Here is a 14716-nt window from a genome sequence, read left to right on the forward strand (position 1 = left end):
GGGACTAATCCTTCGATAATACTTACTATGGATTGTCAAATTTACCTCCTCTTCCCGTATTATAGGCAAAATGTTCCACAAGCTTTTTTCCCAGTAATCAGGCTGGCTGTGTGACAAGCTCATTACTTAACATATGAGAAATACCAGATGAGAATGTTCGGGTTTCTAAATTCTTTATTTTCGTTTCCAGTTTCTCAACATTACTTAAGCTCGATTGCAATTTCTTAATCTCACTTATATCTGAAAATATTATAATCGCTCCTAATTCACCCGCGCTATCTAATAAAGAAGTGCTCACTGCATAGGCAGAACGGGTAATGGGGTGCTCAATCTCAGTCGCCTCATAAGTTTTTTTGTCTTTTAAAGTTCTCAGGATAATATTTGCAAATATAGAGCCAATATGTTTGACATCCTTTCCTATTACATCATCCGGAGAAATTTTGAGCATCTTTGCAGCACTTTTGTTAAAAGTATTAATCTTACCGTTATTGTTTATGGCAATTACACCGCAAGGGATATTTTCTAAGATATTCTCATTTCGAATTTTCCTGAGATTTACCTCCCGGTAAAGAAATGCATTCTCCACTGCCATGCCTATATATCCTGCCAGCATGGATAGCAATTCGATATCCTCATCAAAGAACGTTTTTCCTGTAACCTTGTTCCCCAAAGCGATTACACAACTAAGACTCCCATGAGCAAAGATAGGAACGCACAGTTGCGATTGTAAAAGCTCTATTTCCCTCTGCATGTTTATCGCCTCACGCATAGTTAATTTGTTCGTTGCAACTTCCCTATCGATAACATCCTTATTTAATATCTGATGATTCTTGGCCAACCACTGCATGGTTCCGTGATTAATATCGAAGCACACATTTTTAGCGGCTACCTCATCCAGACCCTGGCAACGGTATAGCCGGCTTAGGCCCTCCTTTCTATATATCAGCATAAAGCCTACCCTGCCCACCCTGAATATCTCTGCCATTGCCTCAACTGTCATATCGGCAAGTTTCCCAAGATCGTGAACACGCGTTAATACCTTCGAGAACTTCTGGAAGACTTCCTTGTAGGTAAGATGCATGTCGCCGGTACTTGTTTGCTTATTACACGCCATTTCGGATAACCCATTCTCTTTCCCCACTGGCATTAAATTTTTTATTTGAGACTGAAGAAAACCCAATTCTCTTCTTATTTCGTGCTTTTCCAGGGCTCTCTGTGAGACATGCTGTATTTCCTCTTTTCGAAGAGGTTTTTCAAGGAGTTCGTACGCTCCCATTCTCAGGGCTTCTTCGGATAGCATCGGCTGCGACTCAGGGACTAACACAACAATTGGCGGGTCAATATTCGTTTGTCTCAATTTCTCCAAGAATTTGTTTGTTCCATCATCATTTAATAAAATATCTAAAAAAATTACATCAATATCTCTTCTGAGGCATATTTGTAACGCTTCTTCAGGTGTCCTGGCAGTATAAACGATATTAACCCCATTTAAAGACTTTTTAAATAACCCACACACCGAACTATCGTTTGAGACCACCAAAAAAGAGTGCATATCGATCTCCTTTCAAACTAGTAAAAGGTCTTTTAAGTCACAGTAGTTCTATTTGAACAATTATGAGCAAGAAGCAACTTTCGTGCCAACAGTAAAATATTTTATTTATCAATAGAAAGTTCTTTTTAATTCTATACTTACAACCATTAAACAATTGGAAGGATGGCTGTACTTAAGGCCTTGAAGTGAAATAGTGTACATTTCCGCAACAGATTTTGTTGAAATATTTTTCCTTTTTAGATAGCTGCTGACAAAATTAGTCATTTATAATTTTTATAATTAACTAATGTAAAATACTACCGCAAATAGGCAAAAATGATCATTTTTGTAAAATATACGCCCTCATCAAGGCAGCAATAGAAACAAATGGACAATTATGGACAAAACGAGCAAGATTGTTTCTAAAAATAGAAAGAATAAACAATGTTGTAAAATAGCGCGCGAGCAGCGGCTTATTTACAGATTCAACAAAATAGTCATTAGTCTTGAAAATTTCACATGTTGCAGTTTTTCATTGAATTTTTCCTGCAGATTTGGTACAAAAAATGTCATAGTCAAATATAAAGGGCTTATGCTATGGAACAAAAAATGAAACCGGCAAGCATACTTGTAATCGATGACGACCTTGGTGTAAGGGAGTCATTAAGAATGATTTTGAAGGAAAAGTATTCCATTTCTGCCACGTCAAGCATTGATGAAGCCCTTAACAGCCTAAACAACATAAAGCCAGAAATGATTTTCCTCGACATAAAAATGCCCAGGGCAAACGGTCTGGATTTTTTGAAGCAGATGCGTTCTGTAAATGCTACAATTCCAATAATCATGATCACGGCATTCCCTTCTACACAAACCACTATTACAGCCTTACGAAATGGTGCGTTTGATTATATAATCAAACCCTTTCAACCTTCTGAAATCCTTGCAGTAACGGAAAAGGCCTTAAGCCATCACATCGAATTATCGGAAAAAGACAGGTTGGTGGAGAATCTGAGAATGGCTGTTCAACAGAATTTTTTTTCAACCGCAGAAGCCCTTTTGCTTGCCATAGATGCCAAAGACTCCTATACAGCGGGTCACTCGAAAAGAGTGTCTCAGCTGTTTGCCTTTGTAGCTGAAGAACTGGGTATTCATAAGTCACGAATTGAAGTGTTGCGATACGGTGCATTCCTTCATGATATAGGAAAGATTGGGGTTGGTGACGTTGTACTGGCAAAACCGAGCTTCCTTACAGAGGAGGAATTTCTTGTCATGAAGCGTCATTCGGAGATAGGTTATAAAATTCTTGAGCCTATAGATTTCTTAAAAGAATGCTTACCCATAGTACGTCACCATCATGAATGGTATAACGGTAATGGCTATCCTGATCGCCTGAAAGGAGATGAAATTCCCTTTGAGGCCAGTATTCTCTCGATAGTAGATGCTTATGATGCGCTAACTACCGACAGACATTACCATAAAAAATATTCCCATCAGAAGGCATTTGAAATTATCCGGGAAGGGATATATATTCAATTTGTGCCTGCCTTAACTGAAAAAATACTTACCATCATCGCCAGATACCGCGAATTATGCACGAGAGATGAACAGGGAGAAGAATCATAAATCTCTTTTATAACCTGCTTAACAAACGCGGGCATCCATTTATTAGGAGATAACATGAAGCGACTTGCTTTCGTTTGCGCCATTTTCCTTTTGTTCTCCTTCAGGTCTGCCTGCGCCACTGCACAGATTGCTTCGGGATTCCACAATCCTGTCTTTAGCGCTCTGGCGCTCGCACAGGGAAACGCTTTTGTAGCCCGTGCAGACGATGCATCTGCAATCGCATTTAATCCAGCTGGGCTAACACAATTAGAAAGACCTCAGATTTCATTGGGTTCTTGTTTTGTCCTCCCTTCAGTAGAATATCACGGCAATGGTATCAGTGAAGATATGGATACAGGTATAAACATCATACCAAATTTATTTTTTGCCACTCCCATCTTAGGAAATAAAGTAGCCGCTGGTTTGGGCATAACAGTTCCTTACGGACTCCAGGGTGAATGGGACGAAGATGGATTTTCACGGTATGTAATAACGGATTTTGAATTGACTATTATTAACATCAACCCCACCATTACTTTTAAACCTTTCTCTTTTCTTTCGATCGGCGCAGGACTTGATTACTATTATGCCGATTCCAATCAGGAAAGTCGCATACCCCCTTTAGTATCAGGCGCTCCTGAGGGATTTCGGGATCTTGAAATGAATGGCGATGCCTTTGGGTATAATGCCGGAATACTCTGTAATATCACGCCACAACACAGTATTGGTATTTCTTTCCGAAGCAAGGCAGATATAGGCTTTGATGGTAATCTGGAACTCAGCGGATTACCCGCTGCAGTAACCGGCTTCGATCGTTTTGATTCAGATACCAGCACAACTGCCACAATACCGGAGATGCTTTCTTTTGGTTATGCGTATAGACAGGGGAATCTTTGGAGTATTGAAGCAGACGTCCAGTGGACCAACTGGTCACGTTTTGACGTTCTCGGAATTGACCTTGATCCGCCAAATCCCCTCCTTGGAACAGAAATTGAGGATGTTCGGAAATGGCATGATACCTGGGGTTTTGCGCTGGGTGGAGAATATAAATTCTCTGAAACACTGAAAGCGAGAGGAGGTTATGCCTTCCATGAGTCCCCCGTTCCGAGTGAAACCTTTGAGCCCTCTGTCCCTCAGAGTAGCCGGCATGCATTGTTTACAGGACTTGGATACGGTTGGGGAAAAAAGGGAAACAAATGGGTAGACCTCGCTTACGGTGTGGTATTTTACGAAAACAGGAAGATAGATAATACCGTTGGAGATGCTCTTGGAGGACCTATAGATGGACGCTACGACCTCATTACCCATCTTATTGCAATAAATTTTAACTACAGATTCTAACAGACGTTCAGCAATTTGATACGTATCATATTCAATGCAGTATTTGCCGAAAAAATTTTAATATCTATCCTGGAACCTCTGAACTGACATTCTTTTACCTCATCAAAACTATCCCCTGCTATGGCAATATAGACTAAACCCACAGGTTTTCCCTTTGTAGCACCAGCAGGTCCCGCAATCCCTGTGATACCGACACCAATGTTTGTCAAAGCCCTCTTTTTTATACCCTCAGCCATGGCTTTTGCCACCTCTGGACTCACCGCACCGTGCTTCAGGATTAACTCCTCTGGAACATCCAACAGATCAATCTTCGCCTTATTACTATAAGCAACAACACCTTCCAAAAAAAATTCAGAAATTCCCGGAATGTTCGTGAGTTTGTCTGAAACCAGTCCCCCAGTACAGGATTCAGCGACGGCAATCGTCTTGTTACATTTTTTCAGGAGCAGGACAACTGCATGTTCTAGTGTCTCGTCACCAACTCCAAATATTGCATGACCAAGTTTCTTTCGAATATCCTGCTCTGCCCTGTCTAAAATTTTTACAGTATTTTCTTTTTCTGTTGCAGTTGCAAGGATATTTATTGTTACAATGCCATCGTGTACCAATGTCATTGCCTTCCTTTGTCCTTCTGTTGCCATGTAATCTTTTACTCTGTCTTCCACAGCACGCTCGGAAATACCAAAGGTATGTACGTTTCTTGTCAATGTACATCCTTCATCTGACTTGCGTTGTTTGTGATAAATCTCCAAATATTTATTCATCATGGACTGCATTTCTCCCGGAACACCTGGTAAACAGACGATTATTTTGTTATCGTACTGAAGGACAAACCCCGTTGCAGTCCCATTGTCATTGCAGATTATAAGGGCGCCTTCAGGGATTAAGGCCTGCTTCATATATCCATCCAGCATATTTCCGTGTTGACTCTCCAGATATTTCCTGATACGAATACTGGCTTCTTTGTCGGATACCAGTGGAACGCCAAAAAGTTCTGATACGGCTTCGCGGGTTATGTCATTTGCCGTGGGGCCTAATCCTCCTGTTGTAATAATCAGGCTTGCCCGATCTCCGGCAATCTTCAAGACAGATTTCAATAATTCTTTATCGTCACGAACGGATGTCTGGAAGAGTACCTGAATTCCTTTTTCAATTAAACTTTTTGCAACATACGGAGCGTTTATATCCACAATCTGCCCCAGTATGATTTCGGTTCCTATAGTAATAATTTCTGCTGTCGTCATAGAGCAGTTCTCAAATTTTATTTTGCCACAAATGGAAACATGCATGCTTGGGTTTATTCGTGATAATTCGTGGCCTGAGTAGCTGCTGTTTCAGACTTATGAAAGTAATTAAAGATCTCATTTGCCTGCCTTGATGGTATTTTACTGATTTCCCTCAATTGTTCAACTGTGGCGTTTCGTATGCCTTCGATGCTACCGAAACACCTCATGAGTTTCTTTTTGCGTGCAATCCCGATTCCGGGAATTTTATCAAGGGGTGATCTGTAATATTCCTTATCACGGAGCTTTCTATGATACGAAATAGCAAATCGGTGGGCCTCATCTCGTATCTTATCGAGGAATAAGAGTTCCGGTGAAGATGGTGCCAGTGCGATAGGTTCTGACATATGCGGTACAAAGATCTGTTCTCCAATCTTTTCGCCCAGCGCATTGCTTTCCTTCCTGCCTTTGGCCAGGGCAATCAAGTCAACATTACCTATTGCCAACTCCTCAAACACCTTCAGGGCCACACCCAATTGACCTTTGCCGCCATCCACCATAATCAAATTTGGTAAATCAGCTTCTTCCACCGCCCGTTTGTATCTCCTGGCTAACACCTCGTGCATCATGGCATAATCATCGATTTGCCCCACGGTTTTAATCTTGAATCTTTTGTATCCGGATTTGTCAGGTTTCCCCTGCTCAAACGTGACCAGGGAGCCCACTGCCTGTTTACCAAAGATATTGGAGATGTCAAAACACTCTATACGTTCGGGCACTTGTCTTAGCATCAGGGCTTCTTTCAGGGTCTTTAATGTTCTCGTAAAATCTTCTTCATGGGTCCGGGATACCTGATAGGCATTCTCAGCATTCTTTTGCGCCATTTCAATAAGCCGCACCTTGTCACCGCGCTGAGGATGTATTACTTCGACCTTCTTGCCTTTCTTTTCCGTGAGCCATTCTTCAAGCAATTTCGCATCTGCAGATTCCACAGGGATAATTACCTCAGAGGGTATAAATCGTGTCTGACTGTAAAACTGGTTTAAAAAAGACCTGAACACTTCTTCGATAGTAGTATGGTTTGTGGAAAGATGGTAGGAAGCTACATCTTCCATATTACCCGATCGGATAAACATGACCTCAATATACACCTCATTCCTTGCCATATAATAACCAAAAACATCGCGGTCTACAAAGGTCATGGAATGGATTCTCTGCTTTTCGACCGTTTCTTCAATAGCCCGAATCCGATCCCGGATCTTTGCCGCCTTTTCATATCTCATTTCCTTTGATTCCTCATACATCTGCTGTTTCAGCATCCCGATGAGATCTTCCTGTTTACCTTTTAAAATCAAGATCACCTGATCTAATAGTCCCTGATACGTGATTTCATCCACGAGGTCACAGCATGGTCCCAGGCATTTATGGATTTGATAATAGAGGCATGGTTTTACCCTTGTTTTAAATACATTATCCGGACATTTTCGGATGGGGATAGTGTCATGAATGTACCGTAATGTCTCTCTTACAGCCCTTGCAGAGGCATAAGGTCCAAAATACATTGCGCCGTCGTCATCGATCTGTCGAACCACCTTTGGATACGGGAATTTCTTGCTGATTTCGAGTTTGATGCTGATAAAGGTCTTGTCATCACGGAGGTTAATATTAAATTTGGGCTTAAATTGTTTGATCAGATTGTTTTCGAGAATGAGCGCTTCTTTCTCTGTTTCGGTGAGTACAAAGTCAATATCGGCAACCCGTCGTACCAGATATTCTGTGTATAACCTGTAATCTATGTTCTTTTGGAAATAGCTCTTCACACGGTTTTTCAGATTTTTTGCCTTACCCACATAAATTACCTTATGTTTGACATCTTTCATGAGGTAGACGCCCGGTGAAGCGGGGAGATTTTTTAGTTTATTTTCCAAGTTCATAAAGTAATTTATAACATGCCCCCCTTCTTTTGTAAATATTCTTTGACAATCATCAGAAGCGATGTTACCATGCAGGCGTTATGGAAATTAAAGACCGTTCCCAACTGCTAACCGAACAGCGCAATCCCCGCACTACCAATATTGACTGCAAAACCACCCTGGAGATTATTGATGGTATTAATGCTGAGGATGCGAGGGTTTTTACCGCTGTTCATAGAGAAAGAGAACCCATAGCAAAGGCGGTTGATATGATCGTCGATGCTTTTAAGGAAGGTGGCCGTCTTATCTATGTGGGTGCAGGAACCAGTGGAAGACTGGGCATACTGGATGCCGCAGAATGCCCCCCTACTTTTGGTACCGATCCCAACATGATTGTGGGTATTATTGCAGGCGGTGAGAAGGCGATGTTTCAGTCGATTGAGGGTGCCGAGGACTTTCCCGAAGATGGCGCAAGAGATATCCAACAAAAAGAGGTAAATCATCGGGACGTCGTTGTGGGTATTACCACAGGTGGTACGACCCCGTATGTAATGGGTGCCCTTTTTGAGGCAAAAAAGCGCAATGCAAGGACAATCTTTTTATGCTGTAACATAGAGACCACGCCAAGTTTTGATGTCGATATCACCATCCGGCCAATCGTTGGACCAGAGATCATAACCGGATCTACCCGGATGAAGGCTGGCACAGCTACCAAGCTCATACTAAACATGTTAACCACAACAACGATGATCAAGATAGGGAAGGTTTATGAAAATCTTATGGTAGACTTACGTGCAGTAAATGCAAAACTCTCCGATCGTGCCGAACGTATTATTATGACCGTTACAGGTATCAACCGGGAAGATGCCAAGATGTTATTAGCCTCTGCGTTTGGTAATGCAAAGGCTGCCATTGTTATGCAAAAATTGGGTCTTGATTATGAAGAAGCCAAAAAAAGGCTTGATGCGCAGGGCGGATTTGTAAGAAGGGTCTTGTCGTAATATTCAACACAGCGCAACAAGTATGTACAAAATTTAAACATCGGTTCTTTTTTGGCACAATAAATACAATAAACTATATCAATTTCGTGCATTAATGCCCGGAATTGATACCCTCATCAAAAAGTCATCCCGAAAATAAACAAATCAAAAATAGAGAACGTTAGCCTGCTGTATATTGTTGCAACACCTGATGTTTGCATAATATATAGCATAACGCATATACTCGCAATGAAGTGCCGGAAGAATTATTTTGTTAGTGCTTATCAGAATCGTTGTATTTGGCATAATTTATGCGAAATTTACTACCGTGAGTCGGTATTGGGGTACCTAAAAGACCCATACTCCGGCCACGAATTCATATCCTCCTTCTCATCTTCCTTCTTACGGGGATGTCGTCAATAATGACGGCATCCCTGTAAAAGGGGGTACAATCAATTCACTGAAATTTCACCTCTTTATTCCTGGATAAGTGGTTTTATGAAACGCGAAATACTATACCTGTTCTTCGCAATCCTGTGATAGACAGCATACAAAAGTGATCTGATTATGGGCACCTTGAATAGCGGGTGCAACCACCTGAAACCCTTCAATCGGTTCAGTATCTCCGGCAATGCCTTATCGCCTGCTAAAATTTGTTTATGAGAAAGCACCAATTGAATGGACTGTAAACAAGCTGCATCTGTTATATCCGGGAATCGGGTGCGGCACTCATCTGATTGGCAGGGGATAAACTCAAAGGCGTCTTTTCGGATAGAATGGAGTTCGATCCATTTCATACATCCACGACATAAACTGCACCTGGCATCATAAATAAGTACCGCAGTTCCCATCTTATTCATATCTGCAGGAAATGGAGTATTCCAATGATTTTTAAAATATCATAAGAAGAGTGGTCAGCAATCAGCCTTCAGCGGTCAGCTTTAGCTGATTGCTGACAACTGAAAACTGATGGCTCTAAATTAATTAGCGAATTTCAACCTCGCAGAGTTCAATTCCAGATAGATTGGAGATGTCTTTTACTGGCAGACTGCCGTCGTATCTACTTTCCAGAATGGCATTGCCATTATTGTAAACGGTAATAGGTACGTTATTGATATTCCTTTGAAGCATGAATTTATAGTGAAATCGGGTGCGGTCTCCTGAATTTCGAGTAATAACGGCCACAACCCTATTTTTCCCGGGTAATAGTTTGTCTCCCGCATTACAAAACCCTTTCCCCTTCAATTTTTCAGCATTTTGAGTTTCTATAAAAATCAAAGCTACCTCATCCCCCTCCGTTAATTCAGTAAGGTCGAATCCCAACCCCTCCAATCCATCTGTAATGATAACATTTATTGGTCTCTTGTGGATAATTTTTTTTGTGTCATCCCAGGCCTTCGGGTTTTTTAAAAAATAATCAACAATATTTCCATGAGCAAAACTGATATTATGTATTATGAAAAGAAGAAGTATTACAAATACAGAGTGAATATATTTCATTTTACTACCTCACGTATAAATTATGAGCTTTGATATAATTTTCCACACAGCGTGGGACCAGGTATCTTATGTTTCGCCCACTTTTTAATCTTGCTCTGATTTCAGTTGAGGAGATACCGATGGGTGGAATTACAACTTTTAATCGTTCGATCTCTGCCTTTTTTTCATCTGAAAATACCTTCATCCCACTTACTTCCCCTTTTGGAAAAAGGGATTTATGGAGATTTCCATTGGTTGAAACCGGAAAACGATTGACAACAACAAAGTGGCACATCCTAGAAAGTCTGTCAATGTCTTTCCAGGTGCCTATTTCATTTATCATATCAGTTCCTACAATCAAAAACAAATGGTGATTTTCTCCGTATATCTCTTTTAGCTGTCCAATGGTATCAATCGTATATGATTTTCCGGCACGTTTTATTTCCAAATCAGAAACCTCAAAATGTTCGTTGTCGTGTATTGCCTCTTTTACCATTTGGTACCGATGAAATGATGCTAACAAGTCGCTGGATTCCTTGTGGGGAGATATTCCTGTCGGCATAAAGAGTACTTTTGCTAATGCGCGCTGTTGGCAAACTTCTTCAGCCACAATTAAATGACCTATATGAATTGGATTAAATGACCCACCAAATATACCGATGTCCATTTTATTTTCTAATTATTTTTCATCGCGAAGACTCAAAATACACGAAAAAAACGAGACCTTTTGAAAAGTTGCATTATATAAATGGATATCTATAAGTCAATAAAAATGGGATCGTTTTTCATTGACTCATGGGAAAACGTGTGCTAGCATCTGATATACATTACATAACGATTCCGAGTATTCTCTACAAGCAGAAAGGGTTTAATTGAAGATAGCATATTTTGACTGTTTTTCCGGGATTAGCGGTGATATGACCCTTGGTGCCCTTGTAGATGCAGGACTTGATATTAACCTGCTAAGGGATGAGCTTGCGCAACTCCACCTCCATGGGTACGAAATATCCGCAGAAAAGGTAAAACGTACCGGGATAAGTGGAACAAAGGTTCATGTAACAATCTCCCCAAAGGATAACCATGTCCGCGGATTCCATCATGGTCACCATCACAATTCACACTTAAAACTTTCTGATATACAGGCCATTATAGAAAAAAGCCCCCTTCGCCACGACATTAAGGATGATAGTATCAGGATTTTTCAAAGGCTCGCAATGGCCGAGGCAAAAATCCATGATACCCCAATAGACAATATCCATTTCCACGAAGTTGGCGCAATCGACTCAATAATCGACATCGTTGGCTCTGTAATTGCCATAAAGCGTTTAGGGATTGAAAAGATATATTTTTCTCCTATTCCCACAGGATGCGGATTCACAACCTGTGAACACGGCACATTCCCAGTTCCAGCTCCTGCAACAGCGGAACTTCTGAAGAATCAATTGCTAAAATCTGTCAATATAGAAAAGGAATTAACCACACCCACCGGGGCTGCCATAGTAACCACGCTGGGCGAGGGCCTGTTCACAAATCCGGAAATGAAAACCCTTCAGATTGGTTATGGCGCCGGCAGTAATGATAATCCTAACATCCCTAATTTATTACGTATTTTTATTGGAGAAACGTCAGACCAGAAATCCGATGAAATGTGGGTTGTCGAGACAAACATAGACAATATGCCGGGTGAGATCCTGGGCTATGTTATGGATAAATTATTTCAAGCCGGTGCCGTGGATGTTTATTTCACATCAATTCAGATGAAAAAGGAACGGCCTGGAATAATCATTGGCATTATAGTATCTGAATTGAATCTGCTCTCGGTTGAATCAGTCTTGTTCAATCAAACAACCACCTTTGGCATAAGGAAATATAAAGTAATCCGTAAAGTACTCACACGGGAATTCAAAGAATTGGATAGCCCGTTAGGGAAAATAAAAATCAAGATCGGGACATTTGATGGCGATATCAAAAACATTTCTCCTGAATATGAAGATTGCAAGAGAATTGCGGAGGAAAAAGGCATCCCTCTCAAACAAGTTTATAACATCGTTTCAAAAGAATTTGGCAAATTCTGATTTCTTGAAACAAGACCCTGCCAGGCCATCTGGCATAATTTTTTGATAACTACTCAGCCATCAAACCGTTCCCAGGTTCAGGGTGATAACACATGAAAATAATGAAAACCCCAAACCTCCCTATTCTTATTTTAATCCTTGTGGCTTCATCACAACTCATCTACCTAAACTCTTTATCAAATCAATTTGTTTACGATGATGAATTTACCATCGTAAATAATCATTTTATAAAAACATGGAGCAATTTACCGTTACTTTTTAATCAGGAATATTTCAGGTTTTCTGGAGAATTGAGTTATCGTCCGGTAGTCACCCTGACATATTTTTTCGATTTTGCTTTGTGGAAACTGAACCCTTTTGGGTTCCACTTCAGTAACTTACTTTTACATACCATCAATTCTGTTTTACTTTTTTTCTTGTTTATGCAGGTATTTAAAAACCGGATGACTTCCTTTACAGCAGTTCTTCTATTCCTAAGCCATCCAGTCCTTTCTGAAACGGTGAATGCAGTAAGTTATCGTGAAGATCTCCTTGGAGCCACATTTTTTATAGCAGCTTTCTTGCTGTACCTTACATCATGTAAGGATGAACGACGGTTTAGCCCCCTTTCTTTTGCCTCTCTGGCATGCTATTTTTTCGGTGTATTCTCCAAGGAAATGGCGGTTACATTGCCATTCTTTATCTTTTTGTATGATATTATATTTACAAAAAAACCAAACCTCCGCTACAAATTTATCCATTATTACCCAGGCTATATTTTTGTGGCTGCTTTTTATCTCGTGATACGATTTGTAATTTTGCACAACCCGGTAGAATCACATGTCGCATATCCTGGCGATAGCATTTTTGTTAACTTTCTGACGATGTCCAAGGTACTCGCCTCTTATATTGTACTCTTCCTCTCCCCTTTTAATCTTTGCGCAGATTATGTTGTACCCAGTTCTAGCTCTCTCTTGGATATATCCTTCATTCTGTCGTTCTTGCTCCTTTTTACCACTGCTGTTATTGCCTATAGAATGTTTTTTTACTCAAAAATAGCGTTCTTTGCTATTCTGTGGTTTTTTATCAGTTTGTTACCGGTATTAAACATAGTACCTATTGAGAACATTATGGCTGAGAGATATCTCTATCTGCCTATCCTGGGTTTTTGTATGCTGGGTGGAAACCTCTTCATGCTTCATGATAACAAATTTGGATCTTTCGATAAACCCCGCAGGGTACACGATGGTTGCAACCAGGCACAAAATAAGGATCAGGTGTCTGGAGTCAGAAATCCGGCTCCTTACGTATACCCGCCGTACTTTGCAAAAAACCTTGTTCAAAAAAAGGGACTTTTAGCGTGGAATGCTATAGCTTTCTCGGTGTTGATTTTTGTATTGATATCTTTTTCAATTACGACAATACGAAGAAACAATATCTGGATAAATCAAATGGTCTTGTGGACGGATACAGCGAAAAGATCCCCCAATAGTTTCAAGACTCACAATAATTTGGGGAACATGTATCGGGATACCGGCAGATTAGATGAGGCAGTAGCAGAGTTTAAACATGCGCTAACATTGTATGATGGCTCTATGGATGCACATAATAACCTCGGAGTTACTTACCGGAAAAAAGGTATGCTTGATGAGGCCATGCTTGAATATCAAAAGGTGTTGAGGTTAAATCCACGGTATCCCTATGCCCACAATAATCTTGGAGTCCTGTATGCCAAATCCAATCTTCTCGATTTAGCCATCGATGAATTTCATAATGCTATTGCAAGTAAGCCTGATTACTCTGATGCTCATAACAATCTTGGAGCCACTTATATAAGAAAAGGGCTTCATGAAAAGGCTATACAAGCATGTTTAGAGGCCATCAAATATAATGATCGTTATAAAGACGCATATTACAACTTAAGCGCGGCCTACTTTAACACGAAACAACTCGATAAAGCACTCGAAGCATCCAGAATGGCTTTATCAATAGACCCAAACCATTGGAATGCACAAGAAATATTTCATTTAATTTGTGAACAAAAAGGTTTGGCAGAGAAAAAATGATATACAGAAAATGGCTGTTGCGGTTATTTAAAATTTATAAATTGCACGGCAAAATCATAATTCTGATCTTTAATCGTCTTTATTATTGTTTGTAAATCATCTATCTTTTGTCCCGATACCCGAACCTTATCTTCCTGAATCTGTGCCTGTACTTTGAGTTTTAGACCTTTTATAAATTTGACGAGTTCTCTGGCCTTTTCCATAGGGATGCCAGATTGAAAGGTAAGAACCTGCCGGACAGTACCCCCTAATGCCTTCTCTGCCTTGCCAAAATTAAGTGCTTTCAGGGGGATTCCTCTTTTTTCGAACTTCTCTTTTAAAATATCTGTCAGGCATCCCATTTTATAATCATCATCAGCAATTAATGTTATCGAGTTATCACTGTTAAACGTAATGGACGATTTGCTTCCCTTAAAGTCATATCGTACTGCTATCTGTTTTCTGGCCTGATCAACTGCATTATTAACCTCGTGCATTTCTACCTTACATACGATGTCAAATGAATGCATTTCTGCCATGCTGTTATC

Annotated in this window: 12 protein-coding genes; 5 read left to right on the forward strand and 7 right to left on the reverse strand. The window is 40.4% G+C overall.

Features of this window, described 5'->3' with window-relative positions; translation table 11 throughout:
* Nucleotides 1-97 precede the first annotated feature (97 nt).
* On the reverse strand, nt 98-1552 hold the full coding sequence (locus tag E3K36_06605; protein MCF6154913.1) for a response regulator: 1455 nt from the start codon (nt 1550-1552) through the stop codon (nt 98-100).
* Between the two features lie 576 nt (nt 1553-2128).
* Between E3K36_06605 and E3K36_06610 the strand changes: the two genes are divergently transcribed.
* Both E3K36_06610 and E3K36_06615 read left to right on the forward strand, forming a co-directional pair.
* Nucleotides 2129-3154 (forward strand): response regulator, encoded by a 1026-nt coding sequence (locus E3K36_06610; protein ID MCF6154914.1) that lies wholly within the window; start codon nt 2129-2131, stop codon nt 3152-3154.
* A gap of 54 nt (nt 3155-3208) precedes the next feature.
* Nucleotides 3209-4474, forward strand: coding sequence for a transporter (locus tag E3K36_06615; protein MCF6154915.1), 1266 nt, complete (start codon nt 3209-3211; stop codon nt 4472-4474).
* On the opposite strand, the gene E3K36_06620 is transcribed toward E3K36_06615, so the two are convergent.
* The gene (locus tag E3K36_06620) at nt 4471-5763 is read right to left on the reverse strand and encodes a competence/damage-inducible protein A (GenBank protein MCF6154916.1); all 1293 of its coding nucleotides are present in this window, start codon (nt 5761-5763) and stop codon (nt 4471-4473) included. The two genes, E3K36_06615 and E3K36_06620, sit on opposite strands and share 4 nt — an antisense overlap.
* 8 nt (nt 5764-5771) lie before the next feature.
* Entirely contained in the window at nt 5772-7631 is a 1860-nt protein-coding gene (gene uvrC / locus E3K36_06625; GenBank protein MCF6154917.1) for an excinuclease ABC subunit UvrC, read from the reverse strand.
* Nucleotides 7632-7711: 80 nt separating this feature from the next.
* Here uvrC and murQ point away from each other — a divergent pair, with 80 nt between their 5' ends.
* Nucleotides 7712-8611: an N-acetylmuramic acid 6-phosphate etherase gene (murQ, locus tag E3K36_06630; GenBank protein ID MCF6154918.1), complete on the forward strand. Its 900-nt coding sequence runs from the start codon at nt 7712-7714 to the stop codon at nt 8609-8611.
* A 455-nt stretch (nt 8612-9066) separates the two neighbouring features.
* On the opposite strand, the gene E3K36_06635 is transcribed toward murQ, so the two are convergent.
* From E3K36_06635 to E3K36_06645, 3 genes are all read right to left on the reverse strand, one after another.
* Complete coding sequence (locus E3K36_06635; GenBank protein ID MCF6154919.1) at nt 9067-9450, reverse strand: DUF393 domain-containing protein; 384 nt, start codon at nt 9448-9450, stop codon at nt 9067-9069.
* A gap of 124 nt (nt 9451-9574) precedes the next feature.
* The gene (locus E3K36_06640) at nt 9575-10090 is read right to left on the reverse strand and encodes a hypothetical protein (protein MCF6154920.1); all 516 of its coding nucleotides are present in this window, start codon (nt 10088-10090) and stop codon (nt 9575-9577) included.
* Between the two features lie 4 nt (nt 10091-10094).
* Nucleotides 10095-10736 (reverse strand): nicotinate-nucleotide adenylyltransferase, encoded by a 642-nt coding sequence (locus tag E3K36_06645; protein ID MCF6154921.1) that lies wholly within the window; start codon nt 10734-10736, stop codon nt 10095-10097.
* A 205-nt stretch (nt 10737-10941) separates the two neighbouring features.
* On the opposite strand from E3K36_06645, the gene larC reads away from it, so the two are divergent.
* Nucleotides 10942-12144, forward strand: a complete 1203-nt coding sequence (gene larC / locus E3K36_06650; GenBank protein MCF6154922.1) for a nickel pincer cofactor biosynthesis protein LarC — start codon at nt 10942-10944, stop codon at nt 12142-12144.
* 92 nt (nt 12145-12236) lie between these two features.
* Nucleotides 12237-14189 (forward strand): tetratricopeptide repeat protein, encoded by a 1953-nt coding sequence (locus tag E3K36_06655; GenBank protein ID MCF6154923.1) that lies wholly within the window; start codon nt 12237-12239, stop codon nt 14187-14189.
* Between the two features lie 23 nt (nt 14190-14212).
* On the opposite strand, the gene E3K36_06660 is transcribed toward E3K36_06655, so the two are convergent.
* Nucleotides 14213-14698 carry a YajQ family cyclic di-GMP-binding protein gene (locus E3K36_06660; GenBank protein MCF6154924.1) on the reverse strand — a complete coding sequence of 162 codons (486 nt, stop codon included), beginning with the start codon at nt 14696-14698 and terminating at the stop codon, nt 14213-14215.
* Nucleotides 14699-14716: the final 18 nt, after the last annotated feature.

The sequence above is a fragment of the Candidatus Brocadia sp. genome (assembly GCA_021646415.1).
GTDB lineage: Bacteria > Planctomycetota > Brocadiia > Brocadiales > Brocadiaceae > Brocadia.